Below are 19786 nucleotides of genomic sequence, written 5' to 3'. Positions count from 1 at the left end.
CCACCCCCACCCATCCTCCCCTAAAACCCACCCCATGAACCCCACCACCAACCAGCGCATCAACGCCCCCCGCCTCTGGTCCACCCTCATGGCCATGGCCGAGATCGGCGCCACCCCCAAGGGCGGCGTGAAGCGCCTCACCCTCACCGAGGTCGACAAGGCCGGCCGCCAGCGTTTCACCGATTGGTGCGAGGCCATCGGCCTCACCGTGCGCGTCGACGCCATCGGCAACATGTTCGCCCGCCGCGAGGGCCGCGACCCCGCGCGCAAGCCGGTCCTCCTCGGCAGCCATCTCGACAGCCAGCCCACCGGCGGCAAGTTCGACGGCGCGCTGGGCGTGATCGCCGGCCTCGAGGTCCTGCGCACGCTGAACGACCTCGGCATCACCACCGAGGCCCCCATCGAGCTGGTGAACTGGACCGACGAGGAGGGCAGCCGCTTCGGCCATTCCCTCATGGGCAGCGGCGTCTGGGCCGGCGTCTATCCCCAGGACAAGGTCTATGCCCTGACCGACACCGACGGCGTCACCGTCGGCGATGCGCTGGACGCCATCGGCTACAAGGGCGAGCACCCGGCAAAGCCCTTCCCCGCCGATTCCTACTTCGAGCTGCACATCGAGCAGGGCCCCTTCCTGGAGCGCGAGGGCCGCCAGATCGGCATCGTCACCGGCGCCCAGGCCCAGGTCTGGTACGACGCCGTCATCATCGGCCAGGACGCCCATGCCGGCACCACGCCGCCCTCCACCCGCAAGGACGCGCTGGTCGCCGCCGCCCGCCTGATCGCCCGCGTGGACGAGATGATGCGCGCCCGCGGCGACGACGGCCGCGGCACGGTGGGCCGCCTGCAGGTCTTCCCCAACAGCTGCAACGTCGTCCCCGGCGAGGTGCGTTGCAGCATCGAGTTCCGCCACCCCGACGGCGCCGAGATCGACGCCATCGCCAAATCCTTCCCCGCCGAGGCGAAGGCGCTGGTGGAGGAAGGCGGCTGCCAGCTGGAGCTCAAGGAGCTCTTCGTCATCCCCGCCCAGCCCTTCGACGCGGACTGCGTGGACCTCGTCCGCCAGGCCGCCGCCCGCCTCGGCTACCCCGCCCGCGAGATCATCTCCGGCGCCGGCCACGACGCGGTCTATGTCGCGCGCCTGATCCCCACGGCAATGATCTTCACCCCCTGCAAGGACGGCCTCAGCCACAACGAGGCGGAGAGCATTCTGCCTGAGGAGGCGGAGGCCGGCTGCCAGGTGCTGTTCGAGGCGGTGGTGGCCCGGGCGAACCGGTAGCTCACAGGATCGGTGGGCCATCCGGGCATCCGGCCGCACGGCGGCCGGCGCGCCCAGGCTACCCTCACATCCCGCGTGCCAGTCTTGGCGCGAAGCCAAGGCGGCGGAGCCGCCGCCCGGCGTTTGAGAGCATAAAAATCGAGGTTTTGGTTGCGCTAAAGCGCAGCCAAAACCGTCTCAGCCTTGCTCACCTCGAAGGCGCCCGGCGCCTCCACGGCCACATGCGTCACCACGCCGTTCTTCGCCACGAGCGCGAAGCGCTGGCTCCGCACGCCGAGGCCGCGCGCCGTCAGGTCGAACTCCAGCCCCATCGCCTTGGTGAAGGCCGCGCTGCCATCCGCCAGCATCACCACCTCGTCGCCGATCGACTGGTCCTTGCGCCAGGCGCCCATCACGAAGGCGTCGTTCACCGCGATGCAGGCCACCGTGTCCACGCCCTTGGCCTGGAACGCGGCCGCCTGGGTCACGAAGCCCGGCAGGTGCTTGGCCGAGCAGGTCGGCGTGAAGGCGCCCGGCACGCCGAAGAGCACGACCGTCTTGCCGGCGAAGAGGTCGTCCGTGGAGACCTCCACCGGCCCCTCCGCCGTGGCCTGCATGAGCTTCGCCGAGGGGATATTGTCGCCGGCCTTGATCGTCATCCTGGTGTTCCTCCGAGGGGAAAGTGGGGGAAGGTTTAGGCCCTGGGAAGAATCCTGTCACGCTTGCGGAGGCGATGGCGCATCCTCACATTCGTCCCCATGGCAAGACATGACTGGAAATCGGCCTTCGGGGCCCCCAAGCCGCTCGAGGAGGCCGGCACGCCGCTGGCGGGGCAGCTGCTGGTCGCCATGCCCAATATGCGGGACCCCAACTTCGCCGGCAGCGTGATCGTCCTCTGCGCGCATTCCGCCGGCGGCGCGATGGGGCTCATCCTCAACCAGCCCATCCCCAAGCTCTCCTTCGAGGAGCTGCTGAAGCAGGCGGGCGTGGAGCCGCTGCCGCCCCAGCGCAGCATCCGCCTGGTGAATGGCGGCCCCGTCGAGGAAGGCCGCGGCTTCGTGCTGCACAGCGGCGAGTGGAAGGCCGAGGGCTCGCTCCCCGTCGAGGGCGGCTACGCGCTCACCGCCAGCCTCGACATCCTGAAGGCCATCGCCTCCGGCGGCGGCCCGCGCCAGGGCCTGCTCGCGCTCGGCTATGCCGGCTGGGGCGCCGGCCAGCTGGAGGCCGAGATCGCCCGCAACGACTGGCTCTCCGTCCCCGCCGACGAGGACCTGCTCTTCGGCGGCGACGATGCGACGCGCTGGCGCCGCGCCCTCGCCAAGCTGAACATCGACCCCACGCTCCTCTCCGCCGAGGCCGGCCACGCCTGATTCATTCTCTTTTTGTTCTTGACGGACGGGCCGGCCTTCGCCACCTTCCGCTTAGGAACAAGAAGAGAACACGGTCATGCCGGACGGTGCTCATTATCCTCTCGCCCCCAGCGGGTACCAAAAGGGCCGCGGCGCGGTTTCCAACCCGCATGTGCGCTACGAGACGCAGGTCGCCGAGGCCTTCGACGACGGCTGGGGCTCCCTGGTCGAGGACATCGCGCCGCTGCGCACCACGCTGACGCGCGAGGCGGCGAAGTCGGCGCTCACCTACAATGACAGCCCGGACATCGGCTTCGACCGCTCGCTCAACCCCTACCGGGGCTGCGAGCACGGCTGCGTCTATTGCTTCGCCCGGCCGAGCCACGCCTATGTCGGCCTCTCCCCCGGCCTCGATTTCGAGACCAAGATCCTCTTCAAGCCCGACATGCCGGAGATCCTGGCGCGCGAGCTCTCCCGCCCCGGCTACACGCCGAAGCCGGTGACGCTGGGCGCCAACACCGACCCCTACCAGCCCATCGAGCGCCACCAGGGCCTGACGCGCCGTATCCTCGAGGTGCTGGACCGCTTCAACCACCCGCTGAGCATCGTGACCAAGGGCGCGGGCGTGATCCGCGACATCGACATCCTCGCGCGCATGGCGAAGAAGAACCTGGTGCGCGTCTGCGTCTCGATCACCACGCTCGACGCCCGGCTGGCGCGCATCATGGAGCCCCGCGCGGCGAGCCCGGTGCGGCGGCTGGAGGCGGTGCGCCAGCTTTCGGCGGCCGGCATCCCCGTGGCGGTGCTGGCGGCGCCGATGATCCCCGGCATCAACGATGCCGAGATGGAGAAGATCGTGGAGGCCAGCGCCCGGGCCGGGGCGGACAGCGCGGGCTACGTGCTGCTGCGCCTGCCGCTGGAGCTGAAGCAGATCTTCGAGGACTGGCTGAACCAGCACTTTCCGGACCGCGCGGCGAAGGTGCTGGCGCTGATCCGGCAGACGCGGGGCGGGAAGCTATACGACCCCACCTTCGGGCAGCGGCAGAGCGGGAACGGGGCCTATGCCGGGGTGCTGGGGCAGCGGTTCCAGCTGGCGGTGAAGCGCGCGGGGATCGGGGAGCGGATGTGGGCGAAGGCGCTGGACTGCTCGCAGTTCAATGGGCGGGTGGATGATCGGCAGCTGGCTTTGTTGTAAGGGCCTCCATAGTTAGCTCCGTGACCGGAGTACCTTAGATATGTAGGCTGCCTGGGTTTCGCCTGAACTCGCTCTGGTTCAGCCTGCGATTCCGGCGATCCGCTTGCCCCATGGCGCAACGGTCTCCTTATGTGCATGGTGAGGAGGTGGCAGGCTTGAACCCCGAGATCCTGATCTGGGCGCGAGAGACTGCGGGTCTCGATAGGGAAACGGCTGCCCGCAAGATCGACCTGAAGGCCGCTCGAGGAGTGGCGGGTGAAGACCGGTTAGCGGCCTTGGAGACCGGCCAGGTACCCCCCACGGCACCACTGTTGCGACGCATGGCGGCGCAGTATCATCGCCCACTGCTTACATTTTACCTACCGAAAGTGCCCACGCCGGCAGACCTTGGTCACGACTTCAGGACGCTACCGGATCAAGGTGAGCCCTCCAACGTGTTGCTGGCTTCTCTACTCCGGGATGTGAAGGCGAGGCAGGCGTTGGTGAGGGAGGTCCTTGAGGACGACGAAGATGTGGCCGAGGTAGAATTGGTGGGCTCGGCCGTCACCATACGAAATCCCGAGGCGCTGGCGGAGAGGATCGTCGCGGCAATTGAATTCAACCGCCAAACGTACCGCGCCCACGCAAGAAATGAGGATGCATTCGCCTACCTTCGAGGGTTGGTTGAAGGCAAGGGCGTATTTGTCTTGCTGGCTGGGGATTGCGGGCATTGGTCTACGGCTATCGAGGCAAACGTCTTCCGCGGCTTCGCCATTGCGGACAAACTGGCTCCCTTCATCGTTGTGAACGACCAGGACGCTAAGTCCGCGTGGGCCTTCACGCTGCTTCATGAATTGGCGCACTTGCTGTTGGGTGAAACGGGCGTTAGCGGCGGCGCGCCGCATGGTCGCGTGGAGCAACTTTGCAACGACGCAGCGGCCGCGGTGCTCGTGGATCTGACAGAGATCACCAGTATTGGGCCGCTGCTGGACGGCGGTGAAGGCGATGTCGACGCTATTGATGCGCTGGCAAATCAGGCACGCATTAGCCGATCTATGGTTGCTTACCAGCTGTTCCGCACTGGAATGATCGCCGAAGCTCGTTGGGAGGCGTTGCGGGATGCGTTTCAGGGACAGTGGCGCGCTCAGAAAGCGCTGAATCGGGAAAAGAGCCGGAGCGAAGATGGCGGGCCAAATTGGTACGTCGTCAGGCGACATCGTCTTGGCGCTGCCATTCTTGCCGTTGCCCGCCAAGGTATGGCCGATGGATCTCTTACGCCGACCAGGGCGGCAAGGATGCTCGGCGTCAAGCCGATGAACGTCTACCCGCTACTAAATGAGCCGCGGCGGGCCTCGACCTAATGCTCTACCTGCTTGATGCAAACGCGCTCATCACGGCGCAGAACACATGGTATGGGCATCGGCGTGTTCCGGAGTTTTGGCGGTGGCTGCTCCACCACGGCGAAGCCGGGACGGTGAAGCTGCCCGCTGAAATTTATGCAGAGGTTGAAAGCGGGACCGACGAACTTGCCCGTTGGATGCGCGATACGGCGACCAAGAAGGCGTTGCTCTTAGGAGAGACGAGCGAACCCTCCGCTGTTCAGAGGGTGCTCAGCCTTTACGGCGATTCACTTACAGAAGCCGATCTAATCACAATTGGGCAGGACCCATTTCTTATAGCTGCCGCGCTCGGCCATATTGACCGCCGGGTGGTCACCGCCGAGGTCTCAAAGCCGAAGCGTACTGGGGCTAGGCGTCATGTCCCCGACGTCTGTAGCGATTGCGGGGTGAGCTGGATGAATCCCGTGACCTTCATTGCCAACCTCAACTTTTATACAGGCTGGGAGGCGAGCATGTAGCCGCCTCAGGTTTTGAGCGGCCAGTACTAATTGCGCAGCAGAGAACGGCTGTTCTGTGTTTGATTCTAACGGATATAAGCAGCATGGACGGCGTAAGGCCCTCATAGATGCGCAGGATAACGATTTTTCTTGTAATTTTATGGTTATTTTCCTATAATTCCGAGATGCCCGCTCCCCTCCGCATCCCCCACACCCTCCTCTCCGATGCCGAATGGGCCGCCCTCTCCCCCTACGTCCTCCGCGCCTCGCGCGGCTCTCGCGGCCGCCCCTGCGACCACCGCGCCCGCTTCGACGCCATCTTCCGCGTCGCCGCCACCGACGGTCCCTGGCACGAGCTCCCCGAGAGCCACGGCAAGCCCGACACTGTCTCCCGCTACTTTCGGCGCCTCACCCATCAGGGGCTCTGGGAACACCTTCTCCTCGCCCTGGCCGCCGCCCCCAAGGGCCACCCGCTGAAAAACCTCCTCGGCCCCATCTGCCGCGCGGCGCGCCGGGCCATCCGCCTGCGCGGCTTCCGCATCATCCTCCTGGCCCGCCGGCTCGAGCTGAAGCGCGCCTTGCCCGGGCCGCCCTGGATGTGCCCCGATCCGGATTTGTCCGAAAAGCTCTTCGACCTGCAATTGGCGCGGCTTCCCACCATCAGAGGCTGGCCGAAGCAGCGCGCCTTCACCTGGCTCCGCGCCATGCGGAAGTGCCTTACCGTGGTCGCCGGCCGCAGATACATCCCGCGCGCCCTCAAGGCGTGCTGGCCATGACCAAAATCCTACCCCACCAGCCGCCGCACCGCCGCCACCATGTCCGGCCGGTCCCAGGCCGCGTCGCCCTCCAGCCGGGCGCGCTCCTGTCCCGTCCGGTCCACGACGACCGTCGTCGGCAGCCCGCGCGCGCCCAGCGCCCGGGCCGCGGCGCCGCGCGGGTCCAGCCAGACGCCCAGCCCCGTGATCCCCGTGCGCTGATAGAACCCCTCCACGGCCGATTTCCCGCCCCGGTCGGAGGAGAGCGGCAGCACCGCCACCCGCTCGCCCGCCAGCGCCGCCGCCAGCCGCTCCAGCGCCGGCATCTCCGCCACGCAGGGCGCGCACCAGGTCGCCCAGAGGTTCACCACCAGCCCCTGACCGGCGAAATCCGCCGCCGTCTTTTCCTTCCCCTCCGCGTCCAGGAAGGTGAAGCCGGGCAGGGGGCGCGTGTCCTCCCGCAGCCGCTCCGGGCCGGCGGCCGCGCGCGCGGCTTGCGCGCCCAGCAAGGCGGGGGCTACGACCGTGCCAGCCTGGATCAGCCGGCGTCGCGACATCAGCACGGAAGCGGTACTCCCTTGTCCATCCCCAACGACAGCAACACCAACCAGCAATGGGGCGGCCGCTTCGCCGAGGGCCCCTGGGCCATCATGCAGGCCATCAATGCCTCGATCGGCTTCGATGCCAAGATGTGGCGGCAGGACATCCGCGGCAGCCTCGCCCATGCGGCGATGCTGGCGCATGTGGGGATCATCTCCGCCGATGACGAGGCCGCCATCCGCCAGGGCCTGGCCGAGATCGGCCAGGAGATCGAGGCCGGCCGCTTCGAATGGTCCGAGGCGCTGGAAGACGTCCACATGAACATCGAGGCCCGCCTGACCGAGCGCATCGGCGAGGCCGGCAAGCGCCTGCACACCGCCCGCAGCCGCAACGACCAGGTGGCGACCGACTTCCGCCTCTGGACCCGCGACGCCATGGACGGCCTCGCCGCCCAGATGCTCGATTGCGTGCGCGCCTTCGTCGCCCGCGCCGAGGAGCATGCCGGCACCATCATGCCCGGCTACACCCACCTCCAGCCCGCGCAGCCCACCACCTTCGGCCACCACATGCTGGCCTATGCCGAGATGCTCTGGCGCGACCGCGGCCGCATGCTCGACGCCCGCGCCCGGCTGAACGAATGCCCGCTCGGCTCGGCCGCCATGTGCGGCACCGGCTTCCCGATCGACCGCCACGGGACGGCGAAGGCGCTGGGCTTCGACGGCCCCACGCGCAACAGCCTCGACGGCGTCGGCAGCCGCGACTTCGCCATGGAGTTCCTGGCCGCCTGCGCCATCTGCGCCACGCATCTCTCCCGCCTCGCCGAGGAGATCGTGATCTGGACCAACCCGGCCTTCGGCTTCGTGAAGCTGAGCGACGGGCTGACCACCGGCAGCTCCATCATGCCGCAGAAGCGCAACCCCGACGCGGCGGAGCTCGTCCGCGGCAAGACGGGCCGCATGACCGGGAACCTCGTGGGCCTGCTGACCGTCGTGAAGGGCCTGGCGCTGACCTATGCGAAGGACCTGCAGGAGGACAAGGAAGGCGTCTTCGACTCCGCCGAGAACCTGACCCTCTGCCTCGCCGCCACGGCCGCCATGGTGCGCGACATGCAGCCCAACGTCGCCCGGATGGCCGCCGCCGCCGGCGAGGGCTTCTCCACCGCGACCGACCTCGCCGACTGGCTGGTGCGCGAGCTGAAGCTGCCCTTCCGCGACGCCCATCACGTCACCGGCCGTCTGGTGGCCAAGGCCGAGGGCATGGGCGTGGACCTCCCGGGCCTCAGCCTCGCCGAGATGCGCGAGGTGGAGCCCCGGATCGACGACAGCGTCTTCGGCGTGCTGACGCCGGCGGCCTCGGTGGCCTCGCGCCGCTCCCATGGCGGCACGGCGCCCGAGAACGTCCGCGCGATGGTGGCGGAGTGGAAGGGGCGGCTGGCATGAGGGCGCTCCTGGCCCTGCTGGCCGCGAGCCTCCTGCTCGCCGCCTGCGGCCGCGTGGGCCCGCCGCGGCCGCCGGGCCCGCGCTCGGCGATCACCTATCCGCGCGTCTATCCCGCGCCCACGGCCGAGGACCGCGCCTTGGCGCAGGAGCGGACGCGGGCCCTGCAGGAATACCTCTCCACGCCCGCCGGGCGGGAGGAGTATCTGCGCGCCAATCCCGGCGCGGTGCTGCCCGCGCTGCCGGCGGCGCCGTGAGCGGCAGGTTGACTCGGCGGAAGGCTCCGCCTATTTCGCTGCCTTCTCGGGGCAGGCGCCGTTTGCCCCGCAACCCTTTTCGCGTTTTGTGAGTCCGCGTCATGAAGATCCGCAACAGCCTCAAATCCGCCAAGACGCGCGACAAGAACTGCGTGGTGGTCCGCCGCCGCGGCCGTCTCTACGTGCTGAACAAGAAGAACCCCCGCTTCAAGGCGCGCCAGGGCTGAACAGCGGGCGAAGCCGGCTTTCAGCCGGTTTGGGGGTCTCAGGGGGGCGAAAGCCCCCCGTCTTCGTCTCTGGGGCTACCGCGGCAGCCAAGTCTCGGTGCCCAGCCCGCCCTCGCGCCCCTGGGTCCAGCGGCCGACGAGGCGCCCGTCCGCCTGCTGCTCATAGGCGGCGACCCCCGTCTCGCCGCTCAGCACATAGCCGACCACCAGCAGGTTCCGCACCATCATGCCGACGCCGCGGGCCGTCTCGCCGCCCACGCGCCAGGTGACCCGCCAGGTCTGCGGGCCCGTCGGCACCAGGTTGACCGCGCCGGCATAGACGGAGCCATCGGCCGCGCGGCCCTCCACGGCATAGGCCCCGGCGCGCTGGGCCGCGGCGGGCAGGGCGGCGGTGGCGAGGCACAGGGCCGTCAGGGCGATGCGCAGCATGGGCGTGTCTCCTCCTGGTTCTTGCGGCCGCATGTTCATCGCCCCGGGGCCGCCCTTGCAAGCGCCCCCTGGGCGTCATGGCTTGCAGCCGGGCGGGGTGAGCGACATCTTCATCGTCAAGACGTCCGGACCCCTATCGCCATGATCTCGCTCCCGGCCCCCAAGCCCGACATCCTTGCCCGCCGCGACGCCATCCTCACCGACCTGGCCCGCCTGCTCCCCGCCGACGCCGTGATCGGCGAGCCCCTGCGCCTGCGCCCCTACGAGACGGACGGCCTCGCCGCCTACCGGCAGATCCCGCTCGCCGTGGTCCTGCCGCGCACCACCGCCGAGGTCGCCGCCGTCCTGCGCTACTGCCATGCCAACGGCATCCGCGTGGTGCCGCGCGGCGCCGGCACCTCGCTCTCGGGCGGCGCGCTGCCGCTGGCGGATGCGGTGGTGATCGGCCTCATGCGCATGAACGTGATCCGCGAGATCAATTGCGAGGACCGCTACGCCGTCGTGGGCGCCGGCGTCACCAATATCGGCATCACCAACGCCGTCGCCGGCAACGGCTTCTTCTACGCGCCCGACCCGTCCAGCCAGCTCGCCTGCATGATCGGCGGCAACGTCATGATGAATTCCGGCGGCGCGCATTGCCTGAAATACGGCGTGACGGCGAACAACCTGCTGGGCCTGACCTTCGTCACCATCGAGGGCGAGGTCATCGAGATCGGCGGCCGGCATCTCGACGCGGCGGGCTATGACTGGCTCGGCCTCATCACCGGCAGCGAGGGCCAGCTCGGCCTGGTGACCGAGGTCACCGTCCGCATCCTGCGCGGCCCCGAGGGCGCGCGCGCCATGCTGGCGGCCTTCTCCAGCGTGGAGATCGCCGGCGCCGCGGTGGACGCCATCATCGGCTCGGGCATCATCCCCGTGGCGCTGGAATTCATGGACCGCCCCTGCATCCATGCCTGCGAGGCCTTCGCCCATGCCGGCTATCCGCTGGACGCCGAGGCCATGCTCATCATCGAGGTCGAGGGCAGCATCGCCGAGCAGGAGATGCTGCTGGACCGCATCCGCGGCATCTGCGCGCGCTTCGACCCCATCAGCATGAAAGTCGCGGAGAGCGCCGAGCAGTCGGCCGCCATCTGGAAGGGCCGCAAGGGCGCCTTCGGGGCGGTGGGGCGCATCTCGCCCGACTACCTCTGCATGGACGGCACCATCCCCACCGGCGAGCTGCCGCATGTGCTCAGGCGCATCGGCGAGATGTCGGTGCAATACGGGCTCGGCGTCGCCAATGTCTTCCACGCCGGCGACGGCAACCTGCATCCGCTCATCATGTTCGACGCCAACGACGCGGACAGCTTCCGCCGCGCCGAGGCCTTCGGCGCCGAGATTCTCAAGCTCTGCGTGGAGGTGGGCGGATGCCTGACCGGCGAGCACGGCGTCGGCGTCGAGAAGCGCGACCTCATGACCACGCAGTTCACGCGCAGCGAACTCGACCTCCAGCGCGCCATCAAGTCCGCCTTCGATCCCGACTGGCTGCTGAACACGGCCAAGGTCTTCCCCATCGACGACAACCCGAAGCTCGCCGCGTGAAGAACATCATCTGCCCCGAGACGGAGGAAGCGCTGGCCCGCGTCGTCGCGCGCGCCCATGCGGCGCGCGAGCCGCTGGTCATCGAGGGCCACGGCACCAAGCGCGCCATGCTCCGCCCCCTGCACGACCTCTGGGGGAAGGTGGGCAGCACGCTCTCCACCCGCAACCTCACCGGCATCACGCTCTACCGGCCGACGGAGCTGATGATCCGCGCGCGCGCCGGCACGCCGATTCCCGAGATCGAGGCCGCGCTGGCCGAACACAACCAGCAGATCATCGCCGAGCCGCCGGACCTGCGCGCCCTCTTCGACACGGAGGAGCCGGCGACGCTGGGCGGCGTCGTCTCCACCAACCTCTCCGGGCCCCGCCGCATCATGTGGGGCGCCATGCGCGACCATGTGCTCGGCATCAGCGCCGTCACCGGCGATGGCGAGATCTTCCGCTCCGGCGGGCGGGTGCTGAAGAACGTCACCGGCCTCGATCTCTGCAAGCTGCTGAGCGGGGCGCATGGCACGCTCGGCGTGATCACGGAGATCGCGCTGAAGGTGCTGCCGGCGCCCGAGGCCACCGGGACGCTCTCCATCCGCGTGCCCGACGTGGCGGCAGGCGTGGCCGCGCTGAGCGCCGCGCTGGGCTCGCCCTATGGCGTGAGTGGCGCGGCGCTGACGATCGGCGCCGAGGGCATTTCCGCTTTGGCGCGACTGGAGGATTTCGCCGAGAGCGTGGCCTATCGCATGGGCCGGCTGCGCGAGGACCTGGCCGCGCACGGCGACATCTCCGTGGTCGAGGATCCGCGCGCTCTCTGGCGCGCCATCCGCGACGCCAAGCCCTTGAACGCCGCGCCGGAGGAGGCCGTCTGGCGCCTCTCCGTCGCGCCCTCCCGGGCCCCGGCGGCGGTGGCTTCGCTGCGCGCCGCCTTCGCCGAGAAGCTGCTGCTCGACTGGGGCGGCGGGTTGATCTGGGTGGCCGGCCCGGCGACGGAGCAGGCGCATGGCGCCGTGATGCAGGCCGCCGCCGCGGCCGCCGGCACCTTCACCCTCTTCCGCGCCCCGCCCTCGCTGGCCGCCAGCGTGCCGGTCCTGCCAGAGGAGCCGCTGCCGCTCGCCGCCATCGCGCGGCGCGTGAAGGCCGTGCTGGACCCGGCCGGCGTGCTCAATCCTGGACGTATGTGGGCCTAGACGATGCAGACCAGTTTCACCGCCGAGCAGCTCCGCGACCCCGATACCGCGGAGAGCAACAAGATCCTCCGCACCTGCGTGCATTGCGGCATGTGCACCGCGACCTGCCCGACCTTCCTGCTGCTGGGCGACGAGCTCGATTCCCCGCGCGGCCGCATCTACCTCATCAAGGACATGCTGGAGAGCGGCCGGCCCGCCTCGGAGCTGGAGGTGCGGCATGTGGACCGCTGCCTCTCCTGCCTCTCCTGCATGACGACCTGCCCGTCCGGCGTGAACTACATGCATCTGGTCGACCATGCGCGGGCCTATATCGAGGAGACCTACAGGCGCCCCTGGCCAGAGCGGATGCTGCGCGCCGTGCTCGCGCGCGTGCTGCCCGACCCGAAGCTGTTCCGGATGTCGCTGAAGGCCGCCGCGCTCGCGCGTCCGCTGGAGGCGCTGATCCCCGGCCAGTCGATGCTCGCGCAGCGCCTGCGCGGCATGCTGGCGCTTGCGCCGAAGTCGCTGCCCGCGCCGAGCCCCGTGCAGGAGCCGCAGATCCATCGCGCCGAGGGCGAGCGGCGCGGGCGCGTCGGCCTGCTCACGGGCTGTGCCCAGAAGGTGCTGGACCCGGAGATCAACGCGGCCACCATCCGCCTGCTGACGCGCATGGGCATCGAGGTCGTCATCACGCCCGGCCAGGGCTGCTGCGGCGCGCTGACGCACCACATGGGCCATCACGAACGCGCCATGTCGGCCGCGCGCGCGAATATCCACGCCTGGAGCGCGGAGATCGCGGGGCAGGGGCTGGATGCGATCGTGGTGAACGCCTCGGGCTGCGGCACCACGCTCAAGGATTACGGCTTCATGTTCCGCGAGGAGCCGGATGCCGAGGACGCCGCGCGCGTGTCCGCGCTGGCCATGGACATCACCGAGGTGCTGGAGAAATTCGTCTATGCGCCCTCGCGGGAGCCGGCGGCCGTGACGGTCGCCTACCATTCCGCCTGCTCGCTGCAGCACGGCCAGAAGATCACGGCGCTGCCGAAGCAACTGCTCGCCCGGGCGGGTTTCAAGGTGAAGGAGCCCGCCGAGGGCCATATCTGCTGCGGCAGCGCGGGCACCTACAACATCCTGCAGCCGGCCATCGCCGGGCAGCTGCGGTCGCGCAAGCTGGAGAACCTCCGCCGCACGGAGGCGGACGTCATCGCCGCGGGCAATATCGGCTGCATGACGCAGCTCGCGGGCGACGTGATGCCGGTCGTCCACACGGTGCAGCTTCTCGACTGGATGGCGGGCGGGCCGAAGCCCGCCTCCCTCGACGCTCTCTCCTGAATCGTTCTAGCTTCCGAACAACGCCTCGGGAGCGAACGACGATGAAGCGCAGAACACTGCTGGCCGCGCCCGCCCTCCTGGCGGCGCCGGCGCGCGCGCAGTCGAGCTATCCCGAACGCCCGATCAACGTCGTCGTCGGCTTCCTCGCCGGCGGCTCCACGGACATCGCCGCGCGGCTGCTCATCGATCGCATGGCGCCGCACCTCGCGCCCCATGCGCGCATGATCATCGACAACCGGGCCGGGGCCGGCGGCTCGATCGGCGCGGAATTCGTCGCGCGGCAGGCGCCCGACGGCTACACGCTGGCCGTGCAGTCCGCCTCCAGCCAGGGCACCAATCCCGCGGCGCTGCCGGACACGGTGCGCTACGACGCGGTGGAGGACTTCACCCATATCGCCATCCTCGGCGGCGGGCCGATGCTCCTCATCGTGCCGGGGGCCAGCCCGCATCGCAGCCTGGCCGGGCTGGTGAGCGCGGCGAAGTCCGGCTCGGCACCGCCGCTCTGGGCGAGCTCCGGCACGGGCGGCATCGGCCATCTGACCGGCTCGCTCTTCGCTCATCGCGCCGGGTTCCGGGGCGAATACGTGCCCTATCGCGGCGGCTCGGCGGTGCTGGAGGCCATGCGCAAAAGCGAGGTCGAGTTCTCGGCCGAGGTGCTGGCCTCGGCCTACCCGCATGTCCGCGACGGCAGCTCGCGCCCGCTCGCCGTGACCTCGCTGGCGCGCCACCCGCTGCTGCCGAACGTGCCGACCATGCAGGAAAGCGGCTTCGACGGCTTCGACATCGTGACCTGGAACGTGGTGCAGGGGCCCAAGGGCATCCCGGAGCCCCTGCTCGCGCGCCTCAACAGGGCGGCGATGGACGCGCTGGCCGAGCCCACGCTGCGGCGCCGGCTGGCGGAGGCCGGCGTGGACCCGGCCGGTCCCTCGACGCCGGAGAGCACGCGCGCCTTCGCGGCCTCGGAGCTGGAGAAGTTCAGGTCGATCGTGCGCGAGACGGGGCTGCGGATGGGCCGGAACTGAAGCGGGGCGACCGGACCAGCCGCCTGCAGACCGAACGCCCGCCGCGCGCGAGACCTCGCCCGAGCCAGTGCAGGGCGCGAAGGAGCGCTTTGAGGGCCATCCTCATGCCCATCTTCGCGGCCCGCCATGCCCAGCGGATCGTGCCGACGACCGCGGATGTCGCGAGGCCGCCGGCCAATGCGAGCAGGAGCAGGCCTGCCCATCGTCCCCACCGCCAGACGGACCCAGCCTCGATGCCGATCCAGAGGGCGGTCTCGATGACCAGCATCGCGCAATAGCCCCAGAGGGGGCGGAAGCCGAAGTGATGGACGGCGGCCGTCATCACGATGACATAGATGACCAGCCAGCCCAGGACCTTCCGGTTGCGCGCGACCTCCTGCGGGGTGAGGGGCGGTCTCGGCCGCTCGGGGAATTGCCTCTTCATCCACTCCGCCTGGCGGCGGTCTTCCGCGGCCATCATGGCGTGCATCTGGCCATAGGCGGCGTCCAGGCCGCCATTCCCGCCGCCCATGGTTCCGAGCATGTACTGGCTGAGACTGTCGTCGCGCTGGGACATGGTTTTCCCCTCGGCCGAGCCATACTGCCGTCCGGGTTCCGCCCCAAGCTTCTCGCGGAGGACTGTCAAGGATCCCGATTCATCGCGCCGTTGCCGGGGCGTCCGGGCGACTGCCGCCCCACTTCCCTTGCTTCCGGATGCGCGCGGGCCGAACATCCGCCGATGCGTCGCGCTCTGCTCGCCCTGCTCCTGTTCGCCCCCGCCGCCTTCGCCCAGCCCGCTCCCGGCGTGGCGCAGGCCCAGCGCGACCTGGAGCGCGCCTTCGAGGCGTTGCGCGACGCGCCGGACGATCGCGGGGCCCAGTTGGCCGAGGCCGCCATCCGTCAGATCTGGGGGCGGCAGGCCACGGCGGCCGTGGGCCTGCTGCTCAACCGGGGCGTCCGCAACCTCCGCGCCAACCAGGCCGACGACGCGCTGGAGGATTTCGACGCCACCATCACCCTGGCGCCCGGCCTCGCGGATGCCTGGCACTGGCGCGCCCAGGCCCATGCCCAGGCGGGCGACCGCGTGGCCGCCGCGGCCGACTTGCGCGAGTGCCTGCGCCTCGACCCGCGGCACTTCCCGGCGCTGATCAGCCTCTCTCGCCTCCAGGAGGAGGCCGGCGACCTGCGCGGTGCCCTGCTCAGCCACGAAACGGTGCTCGCCATGCATCCCCGCCTCGCCGGCGGCCACGAGCGCCTGCGCGAGCTGCTGCGCAAGGCGGAAGGCGAGGAGATGTAGGCTCTCCCCCAATCGCGGCGCATGGGCCAACCTGCGTGCCGACCCGGAGGATCCACCATGAAGAAGCTGGTCAACGATCCGCGCCACGTCGTGCGCGAGATGCTCGAGGGCATCTGCGATCTTCACCCCGGGCTCGCGCTGCTGCCGGACGAGGATGTCGTCGTCCGCGCCGGGCTGCCGGTGCCGGCCGACCGGCACGTGGCGCTGCTCTCCGGCGGCGGCTCGGGGCATGAGCCGGCCCATGCGGGCTATGTCGGCCCCGGCCTGCTGACGGCGGCCATCGCCGGCGACGTCTTCACCTCGCCCAGCGTGGACGCCGTGCTCGCCGCCATCCGCGGCGCCGCGGGCCCGGCCGGCGCCGTGCTGATCGTGAAGAACTACACCGGCGACCGGCTGAACTTCGGCCTCGCCGCCGAGCTGGCCCGCGCCGAGGGCATTCCCACCGAGATCGTGGTCGTCGCCGACGACGTGGCCCTGCGGGACACCGTACCCCCCGACCGCCGCCGCGGCATCGCCGGCACGGTGCTGATCCACAAGGTGGCGGGCGCCGCCGCGGCGGCGGGCAAGCCGGTCGCGGAGGTCGCCGCGCTGGCCCGCGCCGCCGCCGCGAACCTCGGCACCATGGGCGTGGCGCTCGGCGCCTGCACGGTCCCGGCCGCCGGTCGCCCGGGCTTCGAGATCGGCGAGGCGGAGATCGAGCTGGGCCTCGGCATCCATGGCGAGCAGGGCGTGGAGCGCGGGCCGCTGCAGCCGGCGGATGCGCTGGTGGACCGCATCCTCGCCACCATCGTCGAGGATCGCGGCCTGCGCTCGGGCGAGCATGTGGTGCTGATGGTCAATGGGTTGGGCGGCACGCCGCCGATGGAGCTGGCGATCGTGGCGCGACGGGCGCTCGCCGTGCTGCGGGGGAGGGGCATCATCGTCGAGCGCGCCTGGGCCGGCGTCTTTCTTTCGGCGCTGGAGATGCCAGGCGTCTCGCTCTCGGTGCTGCGGGTGGACAGCCCACGCCTCGCGCTGCTGGACGGCCATGCCGAGGCGCCGGCCTGGCCCGGCCCCGGCCGCGTCGAGCCCTCGCGCCACATGCTCGCCGCCGCGCCCGCGCCGCTGCCCGCGCCGCCCATGCCGGCCGGCCTGCTGGCGCCCGCGCTGAAGCGTGGCGCGCTGGCCGTGGCCGCCGCGCTGGAGGCGGCCGAGGCGCATCTGACCGACCTCGACAGCCGGGCCGGCGACGGCGACCTCGGCATCAGCATGCGGCGCGGCGCCCAGGCCCTGCGCGCCCTGCCGGAGGGCGCCTGGGCCGATCCGCCGACGGCCTTCGAGGCGATGGCAGGCACGCTGCGCCGCGCCCTGGCCGGCAGCTCCGGTCCCTTCTACGCGACGGCGCTGCTGCGCGCCGCCCGCGCGCTGCCGGCCTCGCCGGAGCCGGGCGACTGGGCCGAGGCCTTCCGCCTGGCCGTCGCCTCGGTCGGCGAGCTGGGCGGCGCGAAGCCGGGGGACCGCACCATGCTGGATGCCCTGCACCCGGCGGCGGAGGCCTTCGCCGCGGGCGGCCTCCAGGCCGCGGCGCTGGCCGCCGAGGAGGGCGCGGCCGCGACGGCCGCCATGCTGCCGCGCGTCGGCCGGGCCAGCTATCTCGGCGCCCGCGCGGTGGGCGCCCCCGATGCGGGCGCGGCGGCCGTGGCGATCTGGCTGCGCGCCCTGGCCGGGCCGGGCGGCTAGGGCAGCGGGTGCAGGAAGGGCGTGCCCGGATCGGCCACGTAGAAGATGATCACCCGGGCCGGCTCCGTGGCGCTGCGGTTGTGGCCGGTCATCGGCACGTTCGGCGGCTCGATCATCGAACGGCCGGCGGGGACGGTCACGGTCCCGCGGCCCTGCAGGTCCAGCGTGAAGGTGCCTTCCAGCACGACGACCGTCACGGGGAAGCTGTGCGTGTGGAAGATGGTGCTCTGCCCCGGCGCGATGGTGGCGGCGAGCACCTGCACCTCCTGCCGCTCGCCGCGCGGCATGCCCGCGATGGTCTCGCGCAGCAGCAGCTCCGGCTGGGCCGGCGCCTGCTCCCCGGCGGGCGCCATGGCGGCCGAGGCGACGAAGAGCGGCACGGCAAGGCGCATCGGCTCATCCTCCGGACGGGGGCGGAGCCTAGAATCGGCGACGCCAGGCCGCCTAGGAAATTCTCGCGGCGCCGCCGCCTTCCTGGAGGCCCACGCCGGGCGGCCATGACGAGATCGCGAGGCGAGGGGCCGGACCACCGTGCTATGCGCCGCGCCATGATCATCGCCATCGGATCCGACCATGCCGGCCTGCCGCTGAAGCGGGCCCTTCTCGCCGCGCTCGAGGCCGGCGGCCATCAGGTGCTCGACGCCGGCGCCTTCGACGAGGCGAGCGTCGATTATCCGGATTATGCCCATCAGGTCTCGGCCAAGGTCGCCTCCGGCGAGGCGCGCTTCGGCGTGCTGGTCTGCGGCTCGGGCATCGGCATGTGCATCGCGGCGAACCGGCATGCGGCGATCCGCGCGGTGAACCTGCACAACTCCACCGAGGCGCGGCTGACCCGCCAGCACAACGACGCCAACGTCGCCTGCTTCGGCGCGCGCACCCTGGGCGCGGAGGTGGCGCTGGACGCGCTGGCGGCCTTCCTCGCGACGGAGTTCGAGGGCGGCCGGCACCAGCGCCGGATCGACAAGCTGAGCGCCGAATCCGCGCTCGCCTGAGCCCGTCACGCCGTCGGGACCGGCCTGGCCCGAGGCGCCCCCGGTATCCCGCCCCGCGCGGCCTGTGATATGCCCCGCGGGACACGCCGAAGGACCGTCCGCGATGAACGAAGCTGCCGCCCGTTTCCTCCCCGCCCGCTTCTTCCAGGCCGGAATCGCCGAAGCCGATCCCGAGATCGCCGATGCCATCGGCAAGGAGCTGGTCCGCCAGCAGGACGGCATCGAGCTCATCGCCTCGGAGAACATCGTCAGCCGCGCCGTGCTGGAGGCGCAGGGCTCGGTGCTCACCAACAAGTATGCCGAGGGCTATCCCGGCCGCCGCTACTACGGCGGCTGCGAGTTCGTGGACGTGGCCGAGACGCTGGCCATCGAGCGCGTGAAGCAGCTCTTCGGCGCCGGCTTCGCCAATGTCCAGCCGCATAGCGGCGCCCAGGCCAACCAGGCCGTGTTCTTCTCGCTGATGCAGCCCGGCGACACCTTCATGGGCCTCGACCTCGCGGCCGGGGGGCATCTGACGCATGGCTCGCCCGCCAACCAGTCGGGCAAGTGGTTCAAGGTGGCGCCCTATACCGTGCGCCGCGAGGACCAGCTGATCGACATGGACGAGGTCGCGCGCATCGCCCGCGAGTCCCGCCCCAAGGTCATCGTCGCCGGCGGCTCGGCCTATGCCCGCCACTGGGACTTCGCCCGGTTCCGCGAGATCGCGGACGAGGTGGGCGCCTATTTCATGGTGGACATGGCGCATTTCGCGGGCCTGGTCGCCGGCGGCGCGCATCCCTCGCCGGTGCCGCATGCGCATGTCACGACCAGCACCACGCACAAGACGCTGCGCGGCCCGCGCGGGGGGCTGATCCTCACCAATGACGAGGCGCTCGCCAAGAAGATCAACTCGGCCGTCTTTCCCGGTCTCCAGGGCGGGCCGCTGATGCATGTCATCGCCGGCAAGGCCGTGGCCTTCGCGGAGGCGCTGCGCCCCGACTTCCGCGCCTATGCGCGCCAGGTGGTCACCAATGCCGCGACGCTGTCCGACAGCCTGAAGGCCCAGGGCTTCGGCATCGTGACCGGCGGCACGGACAATCACCTGATGCTGGTGGACCTGCGGCCGAAGAACCTCACCGGCAAGGATGCCGAGGCGGCGCTGAACCGCGCGCATCTCACCTGCAACAAGAACGCGATCCCCTTCGATCCGGCCAAGCCCATGGTGACCTCGGGCGTGCGGCTGGGCTCGCCGGCCGCGACCTCGCGCGGCTTCGGCGAGGCGGAGTTCCAGCAGGTGGCGAAGCTGATCGGCCGCGTGCTGGACGGGTTGGCCTCGGCGAATTCGGCCGAGGGCAATGCGGCGGTGGAGAAGTCGGTGGCCGAGGAAGTGAAGGCGCTTTGTGCCCGCTTCCCCATCTACTGAGGGCGCGCGATCTCCTGCTAGGATCAGCACGGGTTGAGAGAATCCG

The 19786-nt window shown here is 70.5% G+C and carries 22 protein-coding genes; 17 read left to right on the top strand and 5 right to left on the bottom strand.

Annotated elements, in window-relative coordinates; genetic code table 11:
- The first annotated feature begins 34 nt into the window (after positions 1-34).
- A complete protein-coding gene (locus EJV46_RS18530; protein ID WP_131550199.1) occupies positions 35-1276 on the top strand; it encodes a Zn-dependent hydrolase in 1242 nt (413 codons plus the stop codon).
- A gap of 155 nt (positions 1277-1431) precedes the next feature.
- Here the strand turns inward: EJV46_RS18530 and EJV46_RS18525 are convergent, their stop codons facing one another.
- Positions 1432-1914 carry a peroxiredoxin gene (locus tag EJV46_RS18525; RefSeq protein WP_131550198.1) on the bottom strand — a complete coding sequence of 161 codons (483 nt, stop codon included), beginning with the start codon at positions 1912-1914 and terminating at the stop codon, positions 1432-1434.
- 99 nt (positions 1915-2013) lie between these two features.
- Between EJV46_RS18525 and EJV46_RS18520 the strand changes: the two genes are divergently transcribed.
- The 5 genes from EJV46_RS18520 (at position 2014) to EJV46_RS18500 (ending at position 6391) form a co-directional block, all read left to right on the top strand.
- Positions 2014-2625: a YqgE/AlgH family protein gene (locus tag EJV46_RS18520; RefSeq protein WP_131550197.1), complete on the top strand. Its 612-nt coding sequence runs from the start codon at positions 2014-2016 to the stop codon at positions 2623-2625.
- Between the two features lie 76 nt (positions 2626-2701).
- Positions 2702-3799 (top strand): PA0069 family radical SAM protein, encoded by a 1098-nt coding sequence (locus EJV46_RS18515; protein WP_131550196.1) that lies wholly within the window; start codon positions 2702-2704, stop codon positions 3797-3799.
- A gap of 155 nt (positions 3800-3954) precedes the next feature.
- The gene (locus tag EJV46_RS18510) at positions 3955-5139 is read left to right on the top strand and encodes an ImmA/IrrE family metallo-endopeptidase (RefSeq protein ID WP_206020871.1); all 1185 of its coding nucleotides are present in this window, start codon (positions 3955-3957) and stop codon (positions 5137-5139) included.
- Positions 5139-5636, top strand: a complete 498-nt coding sequence (locus tag EJV46_RS18505; protein ID WP_131550195.1) for a DUF4411 family protein — start codon at positions 5139-5141, stop codon at positions 5634-5636. Before EJV46_RS18510 ends, EJV46_RS18505 begins: the two co-directional genes overlap by 1 nt.
- 164 nt (positions 5637-5800) lie before the next feature.
- Complete coding sequence (locus EJV46_RS18500; protein ID WP_131550194.1) at positions 5801-6391, top strand: transposase; 591 nt, start codon at positions 5801-5803, stop codon at positions 6389-6391.
- 8 nt (positions 6392-6399) lie between these two features.
- On the opposite strand, the gene EJV46_RS23345 is transcribed toward EJV46_RS18500, so the two are convergent.
- The gene (locus tag EJV46_RS23345; protein WP_240782667.1) at positions 6400-6927 is read right to left on the bottom strand and encodes a TlpA disulfide reductase family protein; all 528 of its coding nucleotides are present in this window, start codon (positions 6925-6927) and stop codon (positions 6400-6402) included.
- Between the two features lie 93 nt (positions 6928-7020).
- Between EJV46_RS23345 and argH the strand changes: the two genes are divergently transcribed.
- The 3 genes from argH to ykgO all read left to right on the top strand — a co-directional run bounded on the left by argH (position 7021) and on the right by ykgO (position 8830).
- Positions 7021-8349 carry an argininosuccinate lyase gene (argH, locus tag EJV46_RS18495; RefSeq protein WP_240782666.1) on the top strand — a complete coding sequence of 443 codons (1329 nt, stop codon included), beginning with the start codon at positions 7021-7023 and terminating at the stop codon, positions 8347-8349.
- The gene (locus tag EJV46_RS23550) at positions 8346-8603 is read left to right on the top strand and encodes a hypothetical protein (protein ID WP_131550192.1); all 258 of its coding nucleotides are present in this window, start codon (positions 8346-8348) and stop codon (positions 8601-8603) included. The genes argH and EJV46_RS23550 overlap by 4 nt, the downstream gene beginning before the upstream one ends.
- 101 nt (positions 8604-8704) lie before the next feature.
- Positions 8705-8830 carry a type B 50S ribosomal protein L36 gene (ykgO, locus tag EJV46_RS18485; protein WP_131550191.1) on the top strand — a complete coding sequence of 42 codons (126 nt, stop codon included), beginning with the start codon at positions 8705-8707 and terminating at the stop codon, positions 8828-8830.
- Between the two features lie 75 nt (positions 8831-8905).
- Here the strand turns inward: ykgO and EJV46_RS18480 are convergent, their stop codons facing one another.
- Positions 8906-9259, bottom strand: a complete 354-nt coding sequence (locus tag EJV46_RS18480) for a hypothetical protein (RefSeq protein WP_131550190.1) — start codon at positions 9257-9259, stop codon at positions 8906-8908.
- Positions 9260-9400: 141 nt separating this feature from the next.
- Here EJV46_RS18480 and EJV46_RS18475 point away from each other — a divergent pair, with 141 nt between their 5' ends.
- Genes EJV46_RS18475 through EJV46_RS18460 form a run of 4 tightly spaced genes read left to right on the top strand, consistent with a single transcriptional unit; the run spans position 9401 to position 14351 of the window.
- On the top strand, positions 9401-10840 hold the full coding sequence (locus EJV46_RS18475; protein ID WP_131550189.1) for an FAD-linked oxidase C-terminal domain-containing protein: 1440 nt from the start codon (positions 9401-9403) through the stop codon (positions 10838-10840).
- A complete protein-coding gene (locus tag EJV46_RS18470; RefSeq protein WP_240782645.1) occupies positions 10837-12018 on the top strand; it encodes an FAD-binding protein in 1182 nt (393 codons plus the stop codon). Before EJV46_RS18475 ends, EJV46_RS18470 begins: the two co-directional genes overlap by 4 nt.
- Positions 12019-12021: 3 nt before the next feature.
- On the top strand, positions 12022-13329 hold the full coding sequence (gene glcF / locus EJV46_RS18465) for a glycolate oxidase subunit GlcF (protein ID WP_131550188.1): 1308 nt from the start codon (positions 12022-12024) through the stop codon (positions 13327-13329).
- 41 nt (positions 13330-13370) lie between these two features.
- Positions 13371-14351 carry a tripartite tricarboxylate transporter substrate binding protein gene (locus EJV46_RS18460; RefSeq protein WP_131550187.1) on the top strand — a complete coding sequence of 327 codons (981 nt, stop codon included), beginning with the start codon at positions 13371-13373 and terminating at the stop codon, positions 14349-14351.
- Here the strand turns inward: EJV46_RS18460 and EJV46_RS22925 are convergent.
- Positions 14305-14907 (bottom strand): hypothetical protein, encoded by a 603-nt coding sequence (locus tag EJV46_RS22925; protein WP_165585607.1) that lies wholly within the window; start codon positions 14905-14907, stop codon positions 14305-14307. The genes EJV46_RS18460 and EJV46_RS22925 overlap by 47 nt on opposite strands.
- 162 nt (positions 14908-15069) lie before the next feature.
- On the opposite strand from EJV46_RS22925, the gene EJV46_RS22920 reads away from it, so the two are divergent.
- Positions 15070-15627: a tetratricopeptide repeat protein gene (locus EJV46_RS22920; RefSeq protein WP_165585606.1), complete on the top strand. Its 558-nt coding sequence runs from the start codon at positions 15070-15072 to the stop codon at positions 15625-15627.
- Positions 15628-15684: 57 nt separating this feature from the next.
- Positions 15685-17346, top strand: coding sequence for a dihydroxyacetone kinase family protein (locus EJV46_RS18450; protein ID WP_131550185.1), 1662 nt, complete (start codon positions 15685-15687; stop codon positions 17344-17346).
- On the opposite strand, the gene EJV46_RS22915 is transcribed toward EJV46_RS18450, so the two are convergent.
- Entirely contained in the window at positions 17343-17738 is a 396-nt protein-coding gene (locus tag EJV46_RS22915; protein ID WP_165585605.1) for a cupin domain-containing protein, read from the bottom strand. The two genes, EJV46_RS18450 and EJV46_RS22915, sit on opposite strands and share 4 nt — an antisense overlap.
- 156 nt (positions 17739-17894) lie before the next feature.
- On the opposite strand from EJV46_RS22915, the gene rpiB reads away from it, so the two are divergent.
- Both rpiB and glyA read left to right on the top strand, forming a co-directional pair.
- Complete coding sequence (gene rpiB / locus EJV46_RS18440; protein WP_240782644.1) at positions 17895-18338, top strand: ribose 5-phosphate isomerase B; 444 nt, start codon at positions 17895-17897, stop codon at positions 18336-18338.
- Positions 18339-18441: 103 nt separating this feature from the next.
- Positions 18442-19740: a serine hydroxymethyltransferase gene (glyA, locus tag EJV46_RS18435; RefSeq protein WP_131550182.1), complete on the top strand. Its 1299-nt coding sequence runs from the start codon at positions 18442-18444 to the stop codon at positions 19738-19740.
- Positions 19741-19786: the final 46 nt, after the last annotated feature.

The organism is Roseococcus sp. SYP-B2431 (assembly GCF_004336745.1).
Taxonomy (GTDB): Bacteria; Pseudomonadota; Alphaproteobacteria; order Acetobacterales; family Acetobacteraceae; genus Roseococcus.
The sequence above is the reverse complement of the archived record's forward strand: the minus strand, read 5'-3'. Positions and strand labels throughout refer to the sequence as shown.